The sequence below is a fragment of the Rheinheimera sp. 4Y26 genome (assembly GCF_025245835.1).
Lineage (GTDB): Bacteria > Pseudomonadota > Gammaproteobacteria > Enterobacterales > Alteromonadaceae > Pararheinheimera.
In genome coordinates this window covers 370,632-393,381 of record NZ_JAOBWS010000001.1, presented here as the reverse complement: position 1 = coordinate 393,381, position 22,750 = coordinate 370,632, and the positions used below count along the sequence as shown (strand labels likewise).

The following is a 22,750-nucleotide window of genomic DNA, read 5'->3' as shown; positions in this document are numbered from 1 at the left end:
TGTCAATATACGGCGAAAAACCAGTTTTTACACAGTGACTGTCTGAAAGGTTCGTTCATTTGTTAACCTGCAAACAGCCGCTGCGGGCACCAACCAGAAACCAATTCCCCAAGCCAGCGCTTTTCTTTCCCTTGAAGCCAAGCCGATACAAATCGGAAGTTTAAGGTTTTAAAACACCAACTATTTGAAGTGACCGACGACACCGATTGCTGCCCCGTGGCTTTACAAAACAGGCGGCGCCTCAAAAGCGAGTCAAAACAACGGGCATCAAACCGCCCCCTCAAGTACGGCAAGCCCAGGCCATAGAAAAACAACAAAAGCCAATCGCAGATAGCGCCCTACCTGCCTAAGCGCATCAGGCAACACCTTGAGTTATCGATATTTGCTGTATAGAGTCAATGCAGTACTTGCAAACTGATAAGTGCACTCAAATCAGAGGATTGGTTATGTTTGATTGGTTCGGCCTCAAGGCTTTGCGGGAAGAAAACCAGCAGTTAAAAGAACAAGTCAGTATGCAACAGCAAATTCGTGACAGCGTCAGTAAACAAATGATGCGCTTAACGATGGATGCTGGCGGCAAAATCCGTGCTGTGAATGCGAATTTCTGCAGTGAAAGTGCACTGAGTGAATCGGACCTGATTGGCCGGCAAGTGCTGGATTTGGTGCCGTCTTTTTTGCAACAAACCGAACATTTTAACAAGCTGGCCAATGCGCTCAGAAACGCTGAATTCTGGATAGGTGCCTGGCAAATTACCAACCGGCAGGGGCAGGAATTCTGGTTACGCGCGGCGCTTTGCCCGGTAAAAACCAGCGCTGGTAAGCTGGATCACTTTGAAATTTACGCCAATAACCTCACCCGCACCATTGAAACGTCGCAGCAGCATGATGCGCTGATCAAAGCCATGCAACGCTCTACCGCCGTCATTGAATTTGATATGCAAGGCCATGTACTGAGCGCTAACGACTTGTTTTTACAGGCCATGGGCTACCGGCTGAACGATATTGCCGGTAAACATCACAAAATGTTTTGTCCGGCCGATATTCATCAAAGCAGCGAATACAGCCAGTTCTGGCAAAGGTTAGGTCAGGGCCAGTTTGTCGCGGATCGTTTTCGCCGGGTCGACAGCGGCGGTCGTGAAATCTGGCTGGAAGCGTCTTACAACCCTATTGCCAATGCCCGTGGTGAATTTTACAAAGTGGTGAAGTTTGCCACTGTGATTACCGATCAGGTGCTGCAGGAACGGGAAGTGGCCAGCGCCGCCCAGGTGGCATTTTCCACCTCACAGGCCACAGACGAAAGCTCGCGTCAGGGCAAACAGGTGATGCACAACACAGCCGCCGTGATGGAGCAGCTTGAAGCCCAGATGAGTAAAGCGGTGGAGAATATTAACGATCTGGCCCGCCAGGGCCAGCTGGTGCAGAGTATTATCCAGAGTATTCAGGGCATTGCCGATCAAACCAATTTATTGGCGCTCAATGCCGCCATTGAAGCAGCCCGGGCCGGTGAACAAGGCCGCGGTTTTGCCGTCGTGGCGGACGAAGTGCGGCAGCTGGCATCGCGCACCAGCGCGGCTACTGTGGAGATTGTTGATGTGGTAAACCGTAACCAACAGCTGTCGTCCAGTGCGGTGCAAATGATAGAACAGAGCCAGCAGCAAGCCAGAGATGTAAATGCGCTGATTGGTCAGGCGCGGCTGGTGATTGACGATATTCAGCTGGCAGCACAACAAGTGGTTGATTCGGTATCAAAATTTGCCAATCGGATCAAATAACCTCTTGGCTGCGCCCCAGAGCAGTAACAGCCTGGGGCTAGCGTTCTGCTACCACCACAGTGCAGCCACACTGCCAGCACTGGACGCACAAGATGGCAAAACGCTAAGCTGCCGGCTTCCCTTCAATCCGCACAGGTTTTTTATGCCATTGCCACTGATGTCTTTATGTTTTGCCCTGTTGCTGCAACCGCTGCGTTGTATATTGTGGCCGCTGCTACTGTGCTGCGCTTTTTTCAGCCTGCAGGGCCACAGCAAACCGCTGGTGGTGGCCACTTATGCCTACCCTGATATCAACCGGCAGGCGGCTGTGACTCCTTTAGCCAATTGGCTGGCTGCTCAGCAACAGCAGCAGGTGACAGTAATAGTGGCCAACAAACCGGAGGAACTGGTCAAGCTGGCGGTGCAGGGCAAAGCCGATCTGGTGGTGCCCAATCTGGTGGCCTATCTGCAAATTCAGCAGCAGAATAAAACCATGCTGAATTTTCTGGTGCCTGCTGGTCAGCAGACGCAGCAACAAGCTGTGTATACCTCCAGTGTGCTTGGCAAAAATGTAACAGATTTTCAGCAGCTGAAACTGTTGTTACAACAAGGCCGGCCACTGACCGTATTTGCGGTCTGGCCTGATTCAGCGTCCGGCGGACTTATTGGCACTGCAGCGCTGAAACAGCAGCTGGCCGGGCAGTTTTCAACGCTGACCTTTGATTATGTGGGCAGTCATCAGGCGGTGCTACCTGCGCTGGCCACAAGCGGGCAAGGCCTTGGCATAGTAGCCACCGCAACCTTACCGGCACAGCTGCCAGCAGGCGTCAGCGAAATTTGGCGCTCCGCCGAATTGCCTTTTGGCGCTTTGCTTTGTAACAGTCAAACTTTGCCTTGTAACCAGCTCAGTCAACAACTTAGCAAGTCGCCACAAGCCGCAGCAGTATTGCAGGGCCTGCAACAGGGCTGGGCGGAATTTGGCCAGAGCACCATACTTGCGCCTGTGGATGAAACGCTTTATCAGCCACTGCGCGGCCTGCTCAGCACCGGCTCAGCCCACTAAAAACCAGCGTCACAGCTGATCACACAGCGGCTTTTCACACTGCGGCTTCTGACAAAACACAGCGGCCTGTGCGCTGCCGCTGTGTTTTTTCCCCCTAAATCAAGCTGTGGCCAGCTGAGCAACGCTGATGGCAAATCAACGCACTTGCACACAATAAACAACATCTGCTGACAAAGAATTACAGAACACGCCAGCGGCACTTTTTTACTATGACCAGGCATCCAGCCAGCAGGCTGTCACAGTGTCCCCGGAGGATTGATGATGAGAATGTCTACCCGCTTTACCTGGTGTTTATGGCCCGCTGTGCTGACACTGACCGCTTGTGTATCAACCGCAAAAATGGCGCTGCCAGAGTCGGCAGCAACAGCTGTTGAATATAAGGTCAGTGGCGCCAATCCTTTTGCCTGGGATAAACCGCTGCAATTTGGCCGCTGGCACAGCACCCAACTGCAGGATAAAGGCCGGCTTGATGCCGGGCTGAACTTTGGCAAAATTGGCATTGGCGGCACTTACCATGGTAAAACCATCAGCACCAACACCGGCAGCGAAGCACACTGCAGTGGCCTGTTGCTGAGCGCCAGCAAAGACACGCTGGCTGTAGACCCGGCCTTTGGCAATTTACCGGTATTATCCTGCACCTTTTCCGGTACGCAGCAAGGCGAGCTGTCACTGCGCCAGGATCATCTGAACCGGCTACAAGGCCAGCTGATAAGCGGTAACCAGGTGTACGACATCAGCTCAGTACATCAGCGGCAGGGCGGTTTGTTCAGCAGTGCAGTGCCGCTTGGCTTTCACTTAAAAAAACAGCAGCAACTCTGGTGGTCGGTGGAAAAAATCAACGAAGGCCGGGTGCTGTTATGGCAACAAGGCGACGCGGCTGAACAGGATTTGCTGGCAACAGCCAGCCTGGTATTGCTGGCCACCAATTTTGATAACTTATTGTGGGAAGAACCGGCGCCTTAAGCTGCGGCAAGCTTTCACGCTGGCCGGCGATTTCAGACAACAAAGCTGATGTCTACGCAGTGAATATCATCACCAGAAACTGCAAAAAAGGCGCCCGAAGGCGCCTTTTCTCAACTGCGGCCTTGATGCCGCGACTCTTTGCCAAAACGCTGCTTAACCCGAGTTGCGCATCCCCGCCGCTATACCGGCAATAGTGACCATTAAAGCGCGTTTAATATTGTCATTCACCGTTTCCGGCGCGTGACGCACGCGGTTTAACAGTTCCACCTGCAGAATATGCAATGGGTCGACATAAGTGTTGCGCAGCACTATTGATTCTCTGATCCAGCTTTCGTTGGCCATAAAATCTTTAGCATCAATCAGTTGCAGCAGTAACTTGCTGTCAGCTTCCAGCTGGTTACGAAGCTCAACCCCCAGATGTTTTAATTCGTTTGGCACCAGTTTTTCGTCGTAATAAGCGGCAATCTGGGCGTCGGCTTTGAGGTACACCATTTCCAGCATCGACAAGCGGGTGGCGAAAAACGGCCATTCGCGGCGCATCTGGTGAATGGTTGTGGTATTGCCTTGTGCCACTACTTTGGCCAAAGCACTGCCAGCACCCAGCCAGGCCGGGAGCATTAAGCGGTTTTGTGACCAGGCAAAAATCCACGGAATTGCCCTTAAACTTTCCACACCGCCATTAGGATTACGTTTAGGCGGACGGCTGCCAAGCGGCAACTGGCCAAGCTCAAGCTCCGGGGTGGCAGCACGGAAATACCGTACAAAATCAGGGTGATGCCGAACTATAGCGCGGTAAGCTTCACAAGAATCTGTTGCCAGTTGTTGCATAAGCTCGCGCCACTCAGCTTTTGGCACCGGTGGTGGAAGCAATACCCCTTCCAGCACGGCCGAGGCATAGAGTGCCAGACTGCGCTGGGCAAGCTGACTTAAACCAAATTTAAAGCGGATCATCTCGCCTTGTTCGGTCACCCGCAGGCCACCTGCTAAAGACCCTGGCGGCTGCGACAAAATAGCGGCATGCGCCGGGCCGCCGCCACGGCCGATAGTACCACCACGACCATGGAACAAGGTCAGCTGTACCTTGGCTTGCCGGCAAATGGCCACCAAAGCTTCCTGCGCACTGTATTGCGCCCAGCCTGCGGCAATAGCACCGGCGTCTTTGGCCGAATCCGAATAACCAATCATCACTTCCTGTTTGCCCTGAATATAACCACGGTACCAGTCGATACCGAGCAACTTGCTGATACATTCAGGCGCATTGGTTAAATCGGCCAGGGTTTCAAATAAAGGCGCCACCCGCATCGGGAAGCTGATACCGGCGTCTTTGAGCAGCAGCTGCACCGCCAGCACATCAGACGGTTGACCTGCCATCGAAATCACATAAGTCGACAGTGCTTCGCTGCCATGGCGGGCAATAATGTCGCAGGTATCCAGCACTTCCTGCACTTCGGCACTGGGCTGCCAGTTTTTCGGAAACAACGGCCTTTTGCTGGCCAGCTCATTCAGTAAAAAGGCCTGACGGGCACTTTCGTCCCACTGCGCATAATCACCCAAACCTAAATATTTGGTAAATTCGCTGAACACCTGAGTGTGCCGGCCCGATTCCTGCCGCACATCGAGTTTTAATAAGGTTAAACCAAAGGCGTAAGCACGGCGGATGGTGTCCAGCAGTTTGCCGTTGGCAATCACCGCCATTTTGCAGTCGAGCAGTGAGCGGTAACACAACAGCAGCGGTTCCAGCAGCTGTGCGTTATGCCAGAGTAAATCGTCCGGCCTTTGTAATCTGTCGTGTTTGAGCGCTTCTGTTAGCCAGTCGCGGGTATACAACAGTTTGTTTTTTAACTGTTTTAACACATCGCGGTAAGGCTCAGACGAATTGCCGCTGGCGTCTCTCAGCGCTTGATTAGCCAGATTCATCGACAGCTCGTTGCCCAGCACTTCCAGGTCACGGCTGAATAAATCGGCGGCTTTCCAGCGGCTTAACAACAACACCTGACGGGTGACTTTGGCAGTGACAAAAGGGTTACCGTCCCTATCGCCACCCATCCAGCTGGAAAACTTAATAGGGGCAGCGTCCAGCGCCAGGCCATGGCCCAGCACAGGCGTTAAGGCTTCATCCAGTTCGCGGATAAAATCCGGAATGGCGTACCACAACGAAGTTTCAATCACGGCAAAACCGGATTTGGCTTCGTCCACCGGCGTTGGCCGCTGCTCGCGTATTTCATTGGTATGCCAGGCCTGAGTGATTAAATCGCTAAGCCTGAGCTCAATTTTATGGCGCTGTGCTGCAGTTAAATCCTGCTCCAGCTCGGCCAGACAATCGGCAATTTGGGTGAGTTTATAAATCAGCGTGCGGCGGGTCACTTCAGTCGGATGCGCGGTCAGCACCAGCTCTATCGATAAATCAGCCACCGCCTGGCGGGTTTTGGCCAGATCGACATTTTTTTGCTGCAGCAGCGTCAATAATTCAGCCAAAGGTTCAGGTTTTTCAATGGAACTGTGACCGGCTTTGGAAATGGTGTGATATTGCTCGGCTAAATTGGCCAGGTTTAAAAACTGGGCAAAAGCACGGGCCACCGGCAAAATTTCATCGTCGCCTAAACCGGCCAGAATTTGTTTAAGCTGTTGGTTTTCAGCTTCGGTGCCCTGCCGGGCTTGTTTCGCCAGCTGACGGATTTGTTCAATCCGCTCCAGCACTGCATCCCCTAACTGATTGCGTACTGTGTCGCCGAGCTGAGTGCCCAGCAGGCCTACATTTGCCCTCAAGGCAGCATATTGTGACATGTCCCATTCCTCGTGCTGCGCGCAGTGGCGTCTGTTGCTGTTGCTGCTGTTGTGGTAATAACCGCTTATTTTTAATCCACCCTAGCCTGTTATTTGCCGGTACTCAACACTGACAGATTACAAAACAGGCAACAAAATGGACTTTCAGCCTTTTAGATGGCTTTAATTTCCACATTGGCACAGCGCAGGCTAAAAAAGCAACAACAAAGGGTAGAAATATCAGGGTAAAGGGCGGGCAGTGAGAGCTGCAGATAAATAGCTCAGCTCAATACAGGGACAAAAACACAAATAAAACGCAGATAAAAAAACAGGTGCTGATCAGCACCTGTTTTGGCCACAACAATAGCATTAACGATGCAGAATAAAGTCGTCGGCGCTTCTGCGTACTTTGGTTAAATTCACCAGCCAGTCACCTTCTGCAGCGCGGTAACCCAGCGGTAATAACAATACAGAGCGCAAACCCAGCGCGCGCAGATTTAAAATTTCATCTACTTTGGCAGGCTCAAAACCTTCCATCGGCGTACTGTCTACCTGCACTTCAGCAGCAGCAATTAAGGCACTGCCAAGGCCGATATAAGCCTGACGGGCGGCATGCTCGAAGTTTTCTTCGGCGCTGCGGTTTGGATAAAACGCCAGCAATTTCTGACGGTATGCTTCCCAACCTTCGTTTTTAAAACCACGTTGTTCATTGACCAAATCAAACATCATATTGATGCGATCTGCTGTGTAGTTGTCCCAGGCGGCAAATACCAATAAATGCGAGCAGTCTGTGATCTGGCTTTGATTCCAGGCCACAGGTTTAATTTGTGCTTTGATAGCAGGGTCTGTCACCACCAGCACCTGATACGGCTGCAAACCGCTGGAGCTGGCTGATAACCGGATGGCTTCCAGAATATGCGCCAGTTTGTCATCCGGCACAGTTTTGGCGGCATCCATACTTTTGGTGGCATAACGCCAGGATAATAAACTTAATACATCAGACATTTTTGGCTCCTTTACAGCAAAGGAGTGCAGCCTAACAGTTTCATACCAGTCGGTACAATAATTATTTATACCATTTGGTACATTATTTATTTGCCGTTGTTTATCGCTGCCTGACCGGCTTCAGCCGGGCAACCTTGTGTTGTTATGACTGCTTTTTGCCAAAAGGCCAGAACCTGAAACTACGACTGCCTGCTTTTTGCTGTTCAGCCAGCGCATTGTCTTCGGGTTCGGCCGCCACCAGCGCCGACACATCCACCTGCACTTCATGTTGCTGACGCCAGACACCTTGCCGCCACGGGCTTTGCGGCCGCACTGGTGTGCTGTCAGCCGCTTCGCCTGCCAGACCAAAAGCAAAAGCCGCGACAGGAGGACCAATAGTTTCAAACAAAGTGACAGCACCCAGTACCACAGCGGCGATAACCGCCGCTTGTTCCGGCACCAGCTTGCTGCTGGTTTGCACCAACCCTATCGCAAGACCCGCCATCGGAATAAGCAACAATCCAGTGGCCTGCGCTTTACGCCAGGGCTGCAAACCCAACCGCAAGGCCACACTCACCGCCAGTACTTTGACCAAAGATCGGGTTAATACCAGCACCAGAATGGCAGGTGCATATTCAATCAGTTCTTTCAGATGCAAACTGGCGCCGGCAAACACAAAAAGCACAATAAAAAACAGCTCAAAAGCACTGCCAAATTCCAGCGCCGACACCACTTCGTCCTGCTCCACACTGCGCACCACAATGCCGACTATTAAAGGCGCAAATAACATCGACAATTGCAGCTGCTGGGCAAGGCCAAGGGTTAACATCAGCGCGCCCACCACCAGCGCCAGTTTATATTGCGCCGCTTTGGCGGTGCGGCTGCTGATAAAATGCAGGCCAAGGCCAATACAGATGCCAAGCACTGCTGAGCCCACCAGCAAATATAAAGGTTGTAAAATCACTTGTTGCCAGCTGGCATTTTCCTGCAATAACAACGCCGGGATCACCAACGCAAACACCAGAAAAGACAACAGGTTATTCAGCGCTACCAGGGTTTTGGCCGATTCTGTCACCGGACCTTTTGCCCCCACTTCATGCGCCACGTGCAACAGTACTGCCGGTGACGATGAAATCAAAATGGCGGCTATCACAGCCGCAATGACAGGACTAAAGCCAAGCCAGAAACTGACCGCAAACACCGCCATAAAAGTACAACCGGATTCCAGCAAAGCCACCGCCAATAAGCGGGGGGATGCGCGGATAAAACGTAAATCCAGTGATGAGCCCAACCGGTATAAAATCAGCGCCAGTGCTATATCAATTAAAATACGAGCGTCTTTTAAGGTGTCATAATCCAATAAACCCAACACGCTGGGGCCTACTAAAAAACCAACGCCCATAAAACCTGTAATACTGGGCAGCCAGGACCAGCGATGCGCCAGATAACCACCCAAAGTACCCACCACCAACAGCACGCCAAAAGACAACAGCGGTGTCATACTCAAACCATGTTGTGGCAAAAACTCCATGCCAAATCCTTGTTGTTATTGCTATTTTTAGAAGTTACCGCAGACAGATGACAAAAAACCAGCTGCCTGACTCAGGGTTTTCCGGGCTGAAACTGCAGTGAAAACGACCCCAGCTGACCAAACTCAAACTGAATTTGTGACCCTATAGGCAAGTCCAGCACACCGGCATAAGAGCCTGTGATCACCGCCTGCCCGGCTTTGAGTCCGATACCCTGAGCCGATAAAAAGTTCACCAGCCAATACAAAGCCGCTTTGGCATCACCATTTGGATGCTGCGCCTGTTGTTGCAACAACAGTTCATCACCTGCATAGATACTCAGCAAAAACTGTTTAAGATCAACGTCTCTCACTGCAACAGCAGGCCCCAGATACAAACCCTGATTAAATAAACCATCGGCCAGCTGATCAAAATAAAGGGCGCCACTGTCAGCTAAAAACCTGCTTTGGATCAGCTCCAGCGCCAGATGCACGCCGCCTATGGCAGCATTAATTTCAGCTTCACTATAAGGCGCGCCCTGCCCTCTGGCCGGTAAATCCTTGTGAAACACAAAAGCCAGCTCCGGCTCCACTCTGGCCAGCCCCTTTGATTGGGGTAACACCGAAGGCCAAATAGGGCAAATGGCAGCGGGAGAACGGCATACTTCAGCCTGATATAAAGGCGCCACCACCTGTTTTTCGCCATTGGCATCCACTGTGGGCAAAGCACATTTCCAGCCGGCAATGGCCGAAGGCAGCAAAGCAGCCACCTGTTGTTGCAGCACAAAAGCCTCTGCAAAACTTTGTGGCCTGAGACTCTGGGGTAATAAAGCAGCCACTTCCCCCTGTAAACGACGATGGGCCAAAATGGCAGCAGCAGTTTCTGACATCAACAGACTCCAACAACAAAAAACACTGCACTGTAACACGACAGACCACTGAGCTGCGAACGACAGCAGCACTGCAGTTGCAAAGCTCAGGCTTAAGAATTGACATCCTCTTTTGTGTTCAGTAACTTAGGTGCTATTGCGGGTGTCGTATAATGGTAATACCCCAGCTTCCCAAGCTGGTGCCGTGGGTTCGATTCCCATCACCCGCTCCAGAATTTTTTCCGTTCTTGCCCCTTGTCACAGAGCTGCGGGGGAACACTTATCCAGCCCGTTCAGACCAATTATCGCCTCTGTACACACAATGACCGCAAAGCCATTGCCTTTGATTAAGCGCTGCTTTACTGCTTAAACATCCAGGTTTTAAATTGTTGCGCCTGGCATCCACCACAGTATTAAAAACAATAACTTATTAATGCCGGGAACTGTTATGAAACGTCTTTTGTTACCTGTGATGCTGTTTTCACCTGCCACAGCGCTTGCAGCCGATCTGGAAATGGCCAACAAAATCCGCCATGAAGGTTTTTATCAGTCTGAAGTGATGCATACGCTGGAGCATCTGACCGACAAAATTGGCCCGCGCCTGACTGCGTCGCCACAAATGGTCAAAGCCAATCACTGGACTTTACAACAGCTAAAGGACTGGGGCTTAAAAAACACTGAGTTACACCCTTTTGACTTTGGCCGCGGCTGGAGCAGCGAGTCGGCCAGCATTATGCTGACTGGCCCGCGCCAGCAATCTTTGCACGGTATTCCGGTGGCCTGGACACCGGGCACCCAGGGCGCCATTACCGGTGAAGTGATGTTGTTTGATGTGAATACCAGCGCAGACTTAGCCGCTTATGCCGGCAAACTGGCCGGTAAAGTACTGCTGATGGGCGAAGACTTAAAAATAGAACCACCCAAAACGGTGATTTTTGAGCGTTTAAGCGCAAAAAAACTCACCGATATGAAAGACTACGACACCAGCGCCCGCGCTAGTTATGAGTCTTTTATGACCAAAGCAATGCGCGACAGCCGCATGCAAAGTTATAAATTTAACAAAGAGTTAGATGCTTTCCTGCAAAAAGAACAAGTGGCAGCTGTGATTTACCGTAGTAGCCGTCAGGGTGGTTTGGTTCGGGTATTTGGCAAGTCACACCGGGTGGGTGAAACTTTCCCGGTGCCGGCGATGATCATCGAACAGGAAGACTACAGCCTGCTACTGCGCATGCTGGATCGCAAAGAACAACCTAAATTAACGCTGGATATCAAAGCGCGTTTTCACGATGAAGACATGAAATCCTACAACACCATAGCCGAAATTCCGGGCAGCGACAGTAATGGTGAAGTGGTGATGGTCGGTGCGCATCTGGACTCATGGCACGCCAGCGATGGTGCTGTGGACAACGGCGCCGGTGTGGCCGTGGCGATGGAAGCCGTGCGCATTTTAACCAAGCTCAATGTTAAACCTAAACGCACTATCCGTATTGCCCTCTGGTCGGGTGAAGAGCAGGGCTTGTATGGCTCCCGCGCTTATGTCAACGACTTCCTGGCGAGCCGCCCTGAGCCGAAAGATCCGGCGGAAAAAGCGCTGCCGCGTTATTTATGGTCAAGCCCGGGCTGGCCAATTGCGCCAAAAGCGGCTTACAACAAATTGTCGGTGTACTTTAATATGGACAACGGCAGCGGCAAGTTCCGCGGCATTTACACCGAAGGTAATGTGGCCGTCAAACCTGTATTCACCGACTGGTTTGGCCCTTACAGCGACTTAAGCACCGGCACTATTTCGCCTTTATCTACCGGCGGTACCGACCACGAATCTTTTGACGATGTAGGTTTGCCAGGCTTCCAGTTTATTCAGGACCCACTGGATTACAGCACCAGGCTGCATCACACCCATATCGATTCGATTGACCATGTGGTGGAAGAGGATTTAAAACAGGCGTCTGTGCTGATGGCCGGTTTCCTGTATGAAGCGGCTATGGCCGACAAAATGCTGCCGCGTAAACCTATGCCAACCCAACCTTCAAAAGTGCAGCAACAACAAAAAGATTTAGAAGCCGCCAAAGAGCGCCGCTTGCGTGAACTCGAAGGTAAAAAAGCACTGGATACCAAAGCAGTGTATTAAGGGCCAGCAATGTCAGCCTGACAGCAACGCCCTGCTGTCAGTGCTGCTGCCAATACCAAAATAATCACCAAAAAAAACACCGGCAAATGCCGGTGTTTTTTTTGGATCAAAGCCGAAGCTGAGAACTGTGATTACTGAGATAACTGCGACTGCAGCTTATAACTGCGACTGTAAATAGTTCGGTAAACCCAGCATGTTAATTTGCCGCAGCTGCTGCTCCAGCCAGTGGGCGTGGTCGTTTTCGGTGTCATCCAGCAGGGTTTGCAGCATAGTGCGGGTCACATAATCCTGCTGCTGCTCGCATAAAGCGATGGTCTTTTTTAACAAAGCGCCAACTGCATATTCCACATTTAAGTCGTTTTGCAGCATCGAAGGTACATCAGAGCCAATTTGCAAACCGTCGCGGGTCACCATATCCGGTGTGCCTTCAAGGAATAAAATCCGTTCAATAATTAACGAAGCATGGCCTTTTTCGTCTTCCACTTCGTGGTCGATACGTTCAAACAGCTTGTGCAGGCCCCAGTCTTTGTACATGCGCGAATGAATAAAATACTGATCCATGGCGCTCAGTTCATTGGCAAGCAGGGTGTTCAGCGCGTCGATAATTTGTTGTTTGCCTTGCATTATTTGTCTCCTTCACCCAGTTTGCTTTGCAGATAATTGGCCAGCCCCATCACACTGATCTGGTATTGCTGGGCATTGATCCAATCAATATGTTCTTCTTCATGTTCCAGAATTTCCTGCAGAATTTCGCGGCTGACGTAATCCTGCTCTTTTTCACAAAGCGCAATAGCCTGTTTTAACAGCGGCAACTGCTCCAGTTCAAAATCCAGATCACACTGCAGCATTTCTTCAGTGTCTTCACCAATACGCAACCGGCCAAGTGCCTGTAAATTAGGTAAACCTTCTAAAAATAACACCCGCTCAATCAGTTCGTCGGCTTGCTTCATATCGCGGATCGACTTTTTGTAACAGACATTATTCAGTTCAGCCAAACCCCAGTTTTTATAAATACGGGCATGCAAAAAATACTGGTTGATCGAGGTAAGTTCGGACGTCAGTACGTCATTTAATGCGGTAATTACCGCCGGATGGCCTTTCATGGTGGGGCTCCTGCACGTCAGATTAAAAGTCGGATTTAACATCAGCATCAGCCTCAGAGCAGAATAGGCTGAACAGCACGGCAAAACCCGCCGGAAATGTTGACTATTTTAGTCGGAGATTACGGATTGTCGAGTTTTAATTTTGAAAAAACATGAATAAAATCATAAACATGCAATTGAGAACGCTTCGCTTTAACACCAGAGTTCTTGTTGAGTTTTTAATCAAGCGCCCAACCCAAAAAACTGATGGCTTTTCAATTACCTGGCCCATTGTCTACCTGAGTAACTGCCTGAGTAACTGCCTGAGTGCCTGCCTAAGGTTCTGTCATAGCCCCGGAAAAAGGCCAGCCGAAGCGCCCAAAAGCGCTGGCTGGCACCAGCAAAATAGCTGCAGTTAGCCAGCGCTGGCCGGTTTTTTCAGCTGCCGCAGCCGGTACAGGTCGCGCCCTGCTTCATACAGCAGATAAAGCCCAACAAGCCAGGCGCTGTGTTTCAGCACTCTGTTAATATCAGACAGCTCCAGTAACTCCGGCAGTGGCTGCGTTGTGCCAACCACTATCGCATCCAGACCCGCCAGCCAGGCCAGCACACAGATAAAAGCCAGATTTAAAACCAGATTCACCCAGAGTGTTGCCTGCTGCCAGTAAGGCCTGAACCAACACCAGATGCTAAAAGCCAGCGATAACAACAATAAGACGGTGATCACAGGCCGCTGTTGCATCACAACATCACCTGGCACCACTCTCAGGCCTGCCAAAGTTTCAGCCGGCATCCACAGCGGATACCAAAACAACAATAGCAAAAAGCCGGTGGTGGCAAGCTCGGTGATGCTGTCACTGAGCCTCATCTGTTGCCATGGCCGCTCAGCGGGCGGTAAATCAGTCACTTGCCACTTTGTTTGCTGCGCCCAGCCCAGCAGCGGACCGCCGAATTGCTGCGCATAAAAAATCAGCGTGATCACCATAAAAGCGGTGGCGGCTTCATCAAAAAAACCAACCGTCAGCTGCAATAAAAACTGTATTGGCCGCAGCTGTTCAGCCTGCAGCAGCGCCATACTGGCGCCCAGCACCTGCCAGACAAAGAGCAAAGCCAGCACCAGTTTCAGCACCTGCCAGTACAACGGCATCAGCTCACTGCTGACCAGCGGCAGTGGCGGCACATACTGGCTGGCCACTAAGCGTGGATGCCCCCATTGCTGCAGCAGCGTGGCGATTTCACTGTCGCTGAGCGTACGGCCGGCTTCTTCTGCCTGATGGGCAATTTTATCGGCAATATCAGCGCTGAGCTCACGGCCAATAGCAGCTTGTTGCTCTTCGGGCAAATAGCGCTGCACAGCGCTGACATATCGTTGTACAAGTTCCATCAGATATTCTCCACTAAGTTGGCCAGAGCACCATTGAGTAACTGCCATTCGGCGGTCAGTTGTTGCAGCAACAGCGCCCCTTCAGCCGACAGCTGGTAATAACGCCGCTCCCGCCCTTCAGCCTGCTGCCATTCACTGTCGAGCAAACCTTGTTCGGCCAGCCGTCGCACCAGCGGGTATAAAGTGCCTTCATCAATGTCGATGCCGTTATCAAGCAGTTGTTTACGCAGCGAATAGCCATAATGCGGCTGTTTGAGCGAGGCGAGCACGGCCAGCACCAGTACACCGCGCCTGAGTTCACCGCGCATTTTGTCAAAGCGGCTTTCTGTCATTGTTGTTCCTGTATCACTGACACCTCACTGCGTGTCATGTTAAGTTGTTTGCACAGGGCGCATTCACCAAACAGCGGCTGGTAAAGGCTGCGCACCATACTGTGCGTCGCACACTGTATGACACACAGCATATACTATGCAGCACACAGTAATAATTGCCAGTTTTTTTCATTATTTTTTTGCAAGTGCCCGGTAGCCCTTGTTTTTTAATCAGTCAGAACACAGGACCATCAGATGATTTTTGATTGTTTACATACGCCGCCCGAGCGGCTTTACCCCTTGCTGGCCGGTACTGTGGTGCCAAGGCCTATTGCCTGGCTCAGCAGTTGTGATAACCAGGGCCACAGCAATCTGGCGCCTTTTAGCTTTTTTCAGCTGGTGACCGACCAGCCGCCAACCTTGATGATTTCGATTAACCGCCATGCCGACGGTAGCCAGAAAGACAGCAGCCGCAATTTGCAGCTGTGCCCGGAGCTGGTGGTGCACCTGGTCACACCTGAGCTGGCCGGCCTGATGAACGCTACTGCCGCCAGCTTTGCCAAAAATGTCAGCGAAATCGACGCATTGAACATCAACACAATACCGGCACAACAAGTGCGACCGCCGAAAGTGGCCGCCAGCCCTGTGAGTTTTGAATGCAAAGTGGTGAGTCTGACGCCATACCCGGCGCACCAGCCCAGCTGCGATATCCTGCTGGCCGAAGTGTTATGTATTGATATTGCCGATGCGCTGCTGGATGAGCAGCACAAACTCAGGCACAACGAACTGGACCTGTTAGCCAGGTTAGGTGGCTTGTGGTACAGCCATAGCCGGCAGCCGGATAATTTTCAGCTGGCAAGGCCGGCATCGGCCGATGCTGCAGTAAAAAGCCAAACGCAGGCTGATAGCAATCCGGACTGAGACTATGGTAAAAAGGCGCTGTCAGGCTGAACCCGAAGTTTCAGCCGTTGTTTGCTTCGAGGTTTGATTATGTCGCAGTCCGTACCAGCCGAAAAAAAGCCGCAAGGCCTTCTTCCTAACCTTCTGTTTAATATTGCAATTCCGGTAATTATTCTCAGTAAATTCAGCACCGAAGCTTATTTAGGCCCGGTCTGGGGCCTGGTGGTGGCGTTATGTTTTCCTATTGGTTATGGCCTGTGGGAGTTAAAACAGTCGGGCAAAGTGAACTTTTTTTCAGTGGTGGGGTTAATTTCGGTGTTGCTGACCGGCGGTATGAGCCTGCTGCAGCTGGACCCCAAATATATCGCCATTAAAGAAGCGGCGGTGCCCGGCATTATTGGTTTATTGGTGTGGTTTAGCCAGCACAGCAAGTTCCATTTGATCAAAGCCATGCTGGAAAATGCTCAGCTGTTGAATATGGAAAAACTGCAGGCGGCACTGGCGAAAACCAATAACACCGAAGCTTTTGAGCAAAAAATGAATGTCACCAACCATTTACTGGCTGGCTCATTTTTTGTGTCGTCGCTGCTGAATTATCTGCTCGCTAAATGGATTTTAGTCAGCCCACCCGGCACCACAGCCTATAACGAAGAACTGGGCCGGATGACAGCACTGAGCTATCCGGTGATTGCACTGCCCAGTATGGTGTTAATGATGGCGGCGCTTTGGTATTTATTCAGTCAGATTGGCAAACTGACCGGTGAAGATGTGGAAAATTTTTTGAAGTAACCTCAAGCTTGCGAACCAGCCTGGCTATGGCTTGAGTGGTTTTATCGGTTTTAACAGCGTATTTAGCTTTTCAACACAGGCCGGCGTGATGGTTTTTTTGCTGAACATCAAATGGATATCGGCCTGATATAACACAAAGGGCAGCACCGCCAGCGCCGGTAATTCTCCCTGTTGCGCCTGGCGCTGCAAAAGCCACCCGCTGTCCACTATGCTGTAGTCGGCGCGCTGGCTGAGTACCAGTTCCAGCCGCTGCTCTGCATCAAAAATGGCCAGCGAGCGCTGCACTACCTGCGGCAATTGTTTAACCTGCTCAAACTCATCACCATAATAACCTTTGGGGTTATAAGCACCAGCCAGCCGGCGTGCTGCCAGCGCTAAAAAACCTGCTTTGTTGTTGATTTGCGGGTAAGTCTGCAGCAGCTGTTTATGCACTATCAGCTGATTTGTTTCAGTGCGGTAAGCTTTGGAAAACCAGGCATATTCAGCGCGTTCTTTGGTATAAGAAGCGGCAAAAATCATGTCCACCTGCCCCTGCGCCAGCTGACTGAGCGCCCGCGATTCCGGCAGTGGCACCAACTTCAGTTCAGCGCCGACGCCACTGAGCAGATTTCGAATCAGTTCAATATCAGTGCCTGTGACCGACTCGTCCTGCACCTGTACATAAGGTGCCCAGCTGCTGTTATAAGGCATCCGAAACTCAGCCGGGCACAGATCCGCCGCCAGCCTGGAGCAAAATAACAGCAAACCCAACAGCAACAAGCCCGAGCGCATCACAACCATTTCCTGAGCTTAATCAGATAACTATCACTATAGCCCAGACTGCTGGCTGCGGCTCCCGGTTTAGCCGGATGCCGCAGCAGTCCGTCGCTTAGACTCAGGACGCCAGCGTGTTGTTAAAACGTTCAAAAGCAGCAGCTAAATCGGCAATTAAATCGGCAGGATCTTCCAGGCCAATATGCAGCCGGACCACAGGGCCGGCATAAGGCCAGACGGTGGCAGTTCTGATACTTTGCAAATTCAGATTAAAAGTCACCAGGCTTTCATAACCGCCCCAGGAAAAACCCATTTTAAAAAACTGCATGCCTTCGACAAAAGCGGTCACAGCTTTGGCGTCACCATTTTTGAGCACCAGCGATAACAAACCATTGCTGCCGGAAAAATCACGTTTAAATTCAGCGTGGCCCGGATGATCGGGCAAAGAAGGGTGCAAAATACGGGCTATTTCCGGCCTTTGCTGCAGGTAAGCCAGCACTTGCGCGGTATTTTGCTGATGCTGCGCCAGGCGCACACCAATAGTTCTTAAACCCCGTGCTGCCAGATACACATCATCGGCCGAAGCACAATAACCCAGCAAATAACTGGCTTCGCGCAGCTGTGGCCAATATTTTTCGTTGGCGCTGGCCGTACCCAGCATCACATCAGAATGGCCGACAATATATTTAGTGGCGGCCTGAATAGATACATCCACGCCATGGGCAAAAGGCTTAAATAACAAAGGAGAAGCCCAGGTGTTATCCAGCATCACCAGTACATTATGCGCTTTGGCTACAGCACAAATGGCCGGCACATCCTGCACTTCCATGGTAATAGAACCAGGGGACTCGAGGAAAATCACTTTGGTGTTGGGGCGGATCAGCGCTTTGATACCAGCGCCAATCAAAGGGTCATAATAAGTGGTTTCAATACCGAGGTTTTTCAGAAGCTTATCGCACAAAGCCCGGGTGGGTTCATACACTGTATCCACCATCAGCAGATGGTCACCACTTTGTAAAAACGCCAGCAAAGCACCGCTGATAGCAGCTGCACCACAAGGATATAAAGCACAACCGGCACCACCTTCCAGCTCACAAATAGCGTCACTGAAGGCAAAATGGGTTTGGGTGCCACGACGGCCATAATAAGGCACCTGCTCGCCTCTTTTGGCGGTAGCATGTTTGAGCTCACTGACGGTATCAAACACTACAGTGGAGGCCCGCACCACAGGCACATTTACGCTGTAACCTGTCCATTTTTTATCGCGGCCAGCATGCACAATTTTACTTGCGATTTTCATAACTTCCCCTCAGACATCCGGATGCCTGCATTGTAGGCATAGCCTGAGCGCAATTGCCAGCTGCAGCAAGGGGCAAGCGCTGTAACCCTAAGGCAAGGCATTAGACAAAAACTGTTGTTTTTATTAGAAATTGTTGGCAAGTTAGCTTCTTTACACCCATAAAAAGCCGCAGGAGCACCACTCTGAACACAACAATTTTGTTTGCCAGGCAGCAGCACAAACTGGCTTTGTGGTTGGCTTTGGCCCTGAATACCACCACAGCTGTGGCCACTGAAACTCCGCAGCAAGCACAGAGCAACTGCAGCGCAGCCCTATTGCAGGGCAGCTGGCAGTTAGAATCAGCGCTTTATCTGGATGCCAATGGCAAACTACTGGCAGAAATTAAGCAGCAAAGCACCCTGAGCCGTAAACTGATTGCCGGACGGCATTTTAGTTTTATCACCTGGCAACCCGACGGCAAATTTGAGGTGGCCGCCACCGGCACTTTTTATACCGACAGCTCAGGTTATCACGAGCAGGTGGATGCGGCATCACTGCCGCGGTTACAGGGCAAAAGTTACCATTTTCAGTGCCGGTTGACTGGCGACCAGTGGTTACATCAGGGTATGGAAGATGGTGTGCTGATTAAAGAAGTGTGGCAAAAGCTCAATGACAAAGCTGGCTAAATGCTCAGGCAGTAAAACTTTGCTTCACTGCCTAAGCCAGAATATAGCCATGTAGCACTACTGTAAGACTGCAATCTCGTCAGTGCGGATTAACTGCTCCAGCGCAGGTTTGGCAAAATAATACCCCTGGAAATAACGAATACCAACGCCAGCCAGATAATCCAGTTCGGCTTTGTGTTCTATGCCTTCGGCCAAAACTTCTGTGCCCATATCCAGACAAAGCTTTTGCACATCCGCCACCAGCTGCTGTTTAGCCGGATGCTGGTTGATATTACGAATCAGCCCCATATCCAGTTTCAGCACCCTGGGCCGCAACGACTCCAGCCAGGATAAATCGGCATAACCTGAGCCAAAATCGTCAATGGCAGTAATAAAACCTCTTTTGGCATAACTGTCGAAAATCTTCAGCAGCTTTTTATGGTCAACAATCTGCTCACTTTCGGTCACTTCAAACATAATATTGCGGATATCAAAACCAAACATATCGGCCGCTTCAATAGTGGCGCGAATACAGGTTTCGGGGTTATATACCGCATTGGGTAAAAAGTTAATGCTGAGCATTTTATCCAGACCAAGCTTAGAGGCGGTTTCAATGGCTTTTACCCGGCAGGCCTGGTCAAAATAATATTTGTTTTGATCGTTAATACGTTCAAACACCCAACCGGCCCCTTCGCCCAAAGGCCCGCGCACCAATGCTTCGTAACCCGCTATCTGCCGTGTTTGCCAGTCGATGATAGGCTGAAATGCCATGCGGATCTCAAACCCCAATGACTGCCCACTTAAGCAGTCCATACAACTTTGTTGTTTGATTTGACTCGGAAATTCCATCACAGCCTCGTTTTGGCACTTTTTCCTTAGTGTGGGCACATTTAAGCGCTTTGCAAAGCTTTATGCGAAAATTAGCTGTTATTGAGCCATGAATGCCGGGCGAAATCTGAGTTGAACCATGGGTATTATGTCGGCGCTCAAGGACTGCCAGCCCTAATTTTGTTTATAAAAAACCATCTGACCCAAAACAAGCTGCTGCACCTTGCCCTGTTGCACCTCAAAACGCAGCACTTCACCGGAATTGGGCACCCATTCCAGCCGGACTGACTCTTTTTCATCAAAACCTGTGGCGACAGCCTGCAGCGCTCCCCATTGAAATAACAGCTGTTGTCGCGCATTCAGGCTTACCTTCACTTTGCCCAGCTCAGGGTGTTGATAAAGCCCGGTATAGGCGGCAACAGGTAAACTCAGTTGAAAACTGCGGGCCAGAATTTTCTGCTGATGCGCCTGTTTGATTTGCGGCAACTGCGCCAGCTTTTGTTGCAGTTTGGCAAAACCAGCCAGCACACGGGTTTTGGTTGTGTTGTCACCCAGCATCAAGCCGTAACAATAGTCGGCAATCAGGTTATTTAAGTCTTTGCTCAGCATGTCTTCGTTATGCAGAATCACCAGCCCCATCTGTTGCTGCGGTAACAACGACAAATGGGCGCTAAAACCGGCAAAAGCACCAAAATGATGCAACATCTGCTGGTTTTTATATGGGCCTGTGTACCAGCCATAGGCATAACCTTTGCGCTCAAAATCACCATAACTGCTGTCGGTGCTGGCTTGTGGCTGCTGCGATTGGCGGATGACATGCGCTGGCAATGCAGTTTTAGCCGAAGGCATTTGTGCCAGCAGAAACTTGGCAAGGTCTGGCGCGCTGGACAACATGCCACCCGCTGCATGCATCGTTTGATCGGTTTTTTGCAGATATAAAGGTGCTGTGGTTTGCATCAGAGAATAAGGCAAAGCCAAAGGCCAGTCTTTGGCAGCAGAGCGGCTTGCGCTGGTTTGTTTCATTTGCAGCGGGTCAAAAATAAGCTGTTGCAACTGCTGTTGCCAGGGTTGGCCACTGATAGTATCCAGCCACAAACTGGCAATGTTATAACCCACATTGCTGTAGCTGAAGTCGCCGTTTTTTGCGCTGGCATCCGGCACAGACTGTGCCACCAACTGTAGCAGGCTTGAAGGGTTATGCTCACCACTATAAGCGGTCGCCCACACCAGAGGTTGATTATCCGCACCCGACTGATGTGTTAATAACTGGCGCAAAGTCACCTGGCTGGCATTGATATGTTTAAAATGCAGCTGGGGCCACATTTGCTGCAGACTCATCTGCATGTCGAGTTTTTTCTGTTCGGCTAACAGCAAAAAAGCGAGTGCAGTAAAAGGCTTCGTTGCCGAAGCGATATAAAACACAGTCTTTGCACTCACCGCTTTTTTGTGCTGAATATCGGCATAACCACTGTAATGCTGATACACCACCTGGCCGTTCTGTACCAACGCAATTGCAGTGCCAAAGGGTAAAGCGGCCTGAGTTTTAATGTCGGCAAGCGCTTGTTCCAGTTCCGCAAAATCTTTGTTTTCCAGCGCTTGTGACACCGGGCTAAACATCACACTAAACGAGGTACAAAGTGCCAGCAGTGTGCTGCGTGAACAACCGCGGGGTAAGGCGATAAAAGGAATTGGCATCATGGCTTTTTTGCTCCGGTATCAACAGGTTGCTGGCTGAGATTGTGGTCGGTAGAGGTGTTGTCATTATGTTGTTGGTGATAACGCTGACGGAATTGGTTAAACACCTGGTTTTCAGTACTAAAAGGGTGTAAATGAGCGGTGTTGGCCAGAATTTGTTGGGAAGCAGCCAAATCGTTTTGTGCTAACGATTGTTTGAGCTCGGTCAGGATCAGCTCATAAGTCAGGCCACAGAACATACTCATATTTAACAGTGCACTGCGGCTTTTAAAGGCCTGGATCACCCGGCTGAGGTCGGCGCTCAGCAACGCAATCACAAAATGATTGCCATCTGCCACCAGCTTAAAACTGACACCGGAATTTTTGCCATAAACCTCTTTGCCATTGGCGCGAAGGGTCAGCTGCACACCGGGTAAGTCGGCAGGCTCATAAATTTTCACCCGCACTTCAACACCCCGGGCCGCCGCCGCTATCAGCTCTGGCGCCAGTAAGGGCAATACTGCAGGCTGAATGTCTGCCAGCAGCAGGCCTTGCGCTTCACGACACAACTGAAGGCTGTCATAAAACAATTGGTCAGGGTTTTTCAGCTGATACACCCCTTCCTGCTCATCTGCCACCGGCAGGGCTTCCAATTCAGTCGCCAGTTCAGTTAATACCTGGCTGAATTTTTGTTGTTCGTGATCCAGCAATTGACGCCATGGCACAGCAGCGTAGCGTTTTTGATCTTGCTGCACCTGCAACACAGCACCTTTTTGGTGTAAAGACGCCAGTGCTTTATACACATTGGCCACCACTTTCCCCACCTCTTTGGCCACCGCATAACCCGTCATTTCACCATGCCTGAGCAAAGCAAGGTAAATATCTGTTTCCAGTGCAGTAAAGCCAAGATGCTGTAGCCGGACCTGTGTCATGATCAATCCCAATCATAGTAGTAGCCTATGATACTAGTAATGTTCATTACAGAGCACAACAGCACAATTTGTAAACAAATTTTGCGGGAGCAAAACAACATGCAGATTCACACACAAAGAACCGA

General features: G+C 50.8%; 20 protein-coding genes and 1 tRNA gene. 8 read left to right on the top strand and 13 right to left on the bottom strand.

Going from position 1 to position 22,750, the window contains the following annotated elements; genetic code table 11:
• Nucleotides 1–446 precede the first annotated feature (446 nt).
• The 3 genes from N3Z11_RS01670 to N3Z11_RS01660 all read left to right on the top strand — a co-directional run bounded on the left by N3Z11_RS01670 (nucleotide 447) and on the right by N3Z11_RS01660 (nucleotide 3,777).
• Entirely contained in the window at nucleotides 447–1,772 is a 1,326-nt protein-coding gene (locus N3Z11_RS01670; protein ID WP_260655406.1) for a PAS domain-containing methyl-accepting chemotaxis protein, read from the top strand.
• A 142-nt stretch (nucleotides 1,773–1,914) separates the two neighbouring features.
• Entirely contained in the window at nucleotides 1,915–2,814 is a 900-nt protein-coding gene (locus N3Z11_RS01665; RefSeq protein ID WP_260655405.1) for a PhnD/SsuA/transferrin family substrate-binding protein, read from the top strand.
• Nucleotides 2,815–3,072: 258 nt separating this feature from the next.
• Nucleotides 3,073–3,777 (top strand): hypothetical protein, encoded by a 705-nt coding sequence (locus N3Z11_RS01660; protein ID WP_260655404.1) that lies wholly within the window; start codon nucleotides 3,073–3,075, stop codon nucleotides 3,775–3,777.
• Nucleotides 3,778–3,930: 153 nt separating this feature from the next.
• Here N3Z11_RS01660 and ppc read toward each other — a convergent pair whose 3' ends face one another.
• The 4 genes from ppc to N3Z11_RS01640 form a co-directional block, all read right to left on the bottom strand.
• Nucleotides 3,931–6,561 (bottom strand): phosphoenolpyruvate carboxylase, encoded by a 2,631-nt coding sequence (gene ppc / locus N3Z11_RS01655; RefSeq protein WP_260655403.1) that lies wholly within the window; start codon nucleotides 6,559–6,561, stop codon nucleotides 3,931–3,933.
• A gap of 348 nt (nucleotides 6,562–6,909) precedes the next feature.
• Complete coding sequence (locus tag N3Z11_RS01650) at nucleotides 6,910–7,545, bottom strand: NAD(P)H-dependent oxidoreductase (protein ID WP_260655402.1); 636 nt, start codon at nucleotides 7,543–7,545, stop codon at nucleotides 6,910–6,912.
• A gap of 142 nt (nucleotides 7,546–7,687) precedes the next feature.
• Nucleotides 7,688–9,055 (bottom strand): cation:proton antiporter, encoded by a 1,368-nt coding sequence (locus tag N3Z11_RS01645; protein WP_260655401.1) that lies wholly within the window; start codon nucleotides 9,053–9,055, stop codon nucleotides 7,688–7,690.
• A 71-nt stretch (nucleotides 9,056–9,126) separates the two neighbouring features.
• Nucleotides 9,127–9,921 (bottom strand): fumarylacetoacetate hydrolase family protein, encoded by a 795-nt coding sequence (locus N3Z11_RS01640; protein WP_260655400.1) that lies wholly within the window; start codon nucleotides 9,919–9,921, stop codon nucleotides 9,127–9,129.
• Nucleotides 9,922–10,059: 138 nt separating this feature from the next.
• Here N3Z11_RS01640 and N3Z11_RS01635 point away from each other — a divergent pair.
• Nucleotides 10,060–10,133: transfer RNA gene (locus tag N3Z11_RS01635), tRNA-Gly, on the top strand.
• Between the two features lie 215 nt (nucleotides 10,134–10,348).
• Nucleotides 10,349–12,028, top strand: coding sequence for a M20/M25/M40 family metallo-hydrolase (locus tag N3Z11_RS01630; RefSeq protein WP_260655399.1), 1,680 nt, complete (start codon nucleotides 10,349–10,351; stop codon nucleotides 12,026–12,028).
• A gap of 156 nt (nucleotides 12,029–12,184) precedes the next feature.
• Here N3Z11_RS01630 and bfr (N3Z11_RS01625) read toward each other — a convergent pair whose 3' ends face one another.
• The 4 genes from bfr (N3Z11_RS01625) to N3Z11_RS01610 form a co-directional block, all read right to left on the bottom strand.
• Nucleotides 12,185–12,652: a bacterioferritin gene (gene bfr, locus N3Z11_RS01625; RefSeq protein ID WP_260655398.1), complete on the bottom strand. Its 468-nt coding sequence runs from the start codon at nucleotides 12,650–12,652 to the stop codon at nucleotides 12,185–12,187.
• Nucleotides 12,652–13,131, bottom strand: a complete 480-nt coding sequence (gene bfr / locus N3Z11_RS01620) for a bacterioferritin (RefSeq protein ID WP_260655397.1) — start codon at nucleotides 13,129–13,131, stop codon at nucleotides 12,652–12,654. The genes bfr (N3Z11_RS01625) and bfr (N3Z11_RS01620) overlap by 1 nt, the downstream gene beginning before the upstream one ends.
• A gap of 394 nt (nucleotides 13,132–13,525) precedes the next feature.
• Complete coding sequence (locus tag N3Z11_RS01615) at nucleotides 13,526–14,494, bottom strand: hypothetical protein (protein WP_260655396.1); 969 nt, start codon at nucleotides 14,492–14,494, stop codon at nucleotides 13,526–13,528.
• Entirely contained in the window at nucleotides 14,494–14,826 is a 333-nt protein-coding gene (locus N3Z11_RS01610) for a PadR family transcriptional regulator (protein WP_260655395.1), read from the bottom strand. The genes N3Z11_RS01615 and N3Z11_RS01610 overlap by 1 nt, the downstream gene beginning before the upstream one ends.
• Before the next feature lie 234 nt (nucleotides 14,827–15,060).
• Between N3Z11_RS01610 and N3Z11_RS01605 the strand changes: the two genes are divergently transcribed.
• Together N3Z11_RS01605 and N3Z11_RS01600 are read left to right on the top strand one after the other, a co-directional pair.
• Complete coding sequence (locus tag N3Z11_RS01605; protein ID WP_260655394.1) at nucleotides 15,061–15,726, top strand: flavin reductase family protein; 666 nt, start codon at nucleotides 15,061–15,063, stop codon at nucleotides 15,724–15,726.
• A gap of 69 nt (nucleotides 15,727–15,795) precedes the next feature.
• A complete protein-coding gene (locus tag N3Z11_RS01600) occupies nucleotides 15,796–16,494 on the top strand; it encodes a VC0807 family protein (protein ID WP_260655393.1) in 699 nt (232 codons plus the stop codon).
• Nucleotides 16,495–16,518: 24 nt separating this feature from the next.
• Here the strand turns inward: N3Z11_RS01600 and N3Z11_RS01595 are convergent, their stop codons facing one another.
• A complete protein-coding gene (locus N3Z11_RS01595; RefSeq protein WP_260655829.1) occupies nucleotides 16,519–17,265 on the bottom strand; it encodes a substrate-binding periplasmic protein in 747 nt (248 codons plus the stop codon).
• A 103-nt stretch (nucleotides 17,266–17,368) separates the two neighbouring features.
• Complete coding sequence (locus tag N3Z11_RS01590) at nucleotides 17,369–18,547, bottom strand: cystathionine beta-lyase (RefSeq protein WP_260655392.1); 1,179 nt, start codon at nucleotides 18,545–18,547, stop codon at nucleotides 17,369–17,371.
• Nucleotides 18,548–18,780: 233 nt separating this feature from the next.
• On the opposite strand from N3Z11_RS01590, the gene N3Z11_RS01585 reads away from it, so the two are divergent.
• Nucleotides 18,781–19,212, top strand: coding sequence for a hypothetical protein (locus N3Z11_RS01585; RefSeq protein WP_260655391.1), 432 nt, complete (start codon nucleotides 18,781–18,783; stop codon nucleotides 19,210–19,212).
• A gap of 57 nt (nucleotides 19,213–19,269) precedes the next feature.
• Here the strand turns inward: N3Z11_RS01585 and N3Z11_RS01580 are convergent, their stop codons facing one another.
• From N3Z11_RS01580 to N3Z11_RS01570, 3 genes are all read right to left on the bottom strand, one after another.
• On the bottom strand, nucleotides 19,270–20,040 hold the full coding sequence (locus N3Z11_RS01580; RefSeq protein WP_260655390.1) for an EAL domain-containing protein: 771 nt from the start codon (nucleotides 20,038–20,040) through the stop codon (nucleotides 19,270–19,272).
• A gap of 153 nt (nucleotides 20,041–20,193) precedes the next feature.
• Nucleotides 20,194–21,717, bottom strand: a complete 1,524-nt coding sequence (locus N3Z11_RS01575; protein ID WP_260655389.1) for a serine hydrolase domain-containing protein — start codon at nucleotides 21,715–21,717, stop codon at nucleotides 20,194–20,196.
• Nucleotides 21,714–22,625: a TrmB family transcriptional regulator gene (locus N3Z11_RS01570; protein ID WP_260655388.1), complete on the bottom strand. Its 912-nt coding sequence runs from the start codon at nucleotides 22,623–22,625 to the stop codon at nucleotides 21,714–21,716. The genes N3Z11_RS01575 and N3Z11_RS01570 overlap by 4 nt, the downstream gene beginning before the upstream one ends.
• Nucleotides 22,626–22,750: the final 125 nt, after the last annotated feature.

Excerpts from the sequence above, each read along its gene's own strand:
- N3Z11_RS01580 (WP_260655390.1), bottom strand. The coding sequence starts at position 20,040 with ATGGAATTTCCGAGTCAAATCAAACAACAAAGTTGTATGGACTGCTTA.
- N3Z11_RS01665 (WP_260655405.1), top strand. The coding sequence starts at position 1,915 with ATGCCATTGCCACTGATGTCTTTATGTTTTGCCCTGTTGCTGCAACCG.
- N3Z11_RS01600 (WP_260655393.1), top strand. The coding sequence starts at position 15,796 with ATGTCGCAGTCCGTACCAGCCGAAAAAAAGCCGCAAGGCCTTCTTCCT.
- N3Z11_RS01605 (WP_260655394.1), top strand. The coding sequence starts at position 15,061 with ATGATTTTTGATTGTTTACATACGCCGCCCGAGCGGCTTTACCCCTTG.
- N3Z11_RS01590 (WP_260655392.1), bottom strand. The coding sequence starts at position 18,547 with ATGAAAATCGCAAGTAAAATTGTGCATGCTGGCCGCGATAAAAAATGG.
- N3Z11_RS01595 (WP_260655829.1), bottom strand. The coding sequence starts at position 17,265 with ATGCGCTCGGGCTTGTTGCTGTTGGGTTTGCTGTTATTTTGCTCCAGG.
- N3Z11_RS01640 (WP_260655400.1), bottom strand. The coding sequence starts at position 9,921 with ATGTCAGAAACTGCTGCTGCCATTTTGGCCCATCGTCGTTTACAGGGG.
- bfr (WP_260655397.1), bottom strand. The coding sequence starts at position 13,131 with ATGAAAGGCCATCCGGCGGTAATTACCGCATTAAATGACGTACTGACG.
- bfr (WP_260655398.1), bottom strand. The coding sequence starts at position 12,652 with ATGCAAGGCAAACAACAAATTATCGACGCGCTGAACACCCTGCTTGCC.
- N3Z11_RS01645 (WP_260655401.1), bottom strand. The coding sequence starts at position 9,055 with ATGGAGTTTTTGCCACAACATGGTTTGAGTATGACACCGCTGTTGTCT.
- N3Z11_RS01575 (WP_260655389.1), bottom strand. The coding sequence starts at position 21,717 with ATGATGCCAATTCCTTTTATCGCCTTACCCCGCGGTTGTTCACGCAGC.
- N3Z11_RS01670 (WP_260655406.1), top strand. The coding sequence starts at position 447 with ATGTTTGATTGGTTCGGCCTCAAGGCTTTGCGGGAAGAAAACCAGCAG.
- N3Z11_RS01615 (WP_260655396.1), bottom strand. The coding sequence starts at position 14,494 with ATGGAACTTGTACAACGATATGTCAGCGCTGTGCAGCGCTATTTGCCC.
- N3Z11_RS01650 (WP_260655402.1), bottom strand. The coding sequence starts at position 7,545 with ATGTCTGATGTATTAAGTTTATTATCCTGGCGTTATGCCACCAAAAGT.
- N3Z11_RS01570 (WP_260655388.1), bottom strand. The coding sequence starts at position 22,625 with ATGACACAGGTCCGGCTACAGCATCTTGGCTTTACTGCACTGGAAACA.
- N3Z11_RS01630 (WP_260655399.1), top strand. The coding sequence starts at position 10,349 with ATGAAACGTCTTTTGTTACCTGTGATGCTGTTTTCACCTGCCACAGCG.
- ppc (WP_260655403.1), bottom strand. The coding sequence starts at position 6,561 with ATGTCACAATATGCTGCCTTGAGGGCAAATGTAGGCCTGCTGGGCACT.
- N3Z11_RS01660 (WP_260655404.1), top strand. The coding sequence starts at position 3,073 with ATGATGAGAATGTCTACCCGCTTTACCTGGTGTTTATGGCCCGCTGTG.
- N3Z11_RS01610 (WP_260655395.1), bottom strand. The coding sequence starts at position 14,826 with ATGACAGAAAGCCGCTTTGACAAAATGCGCGGTGAACTCAGGCGCGGT.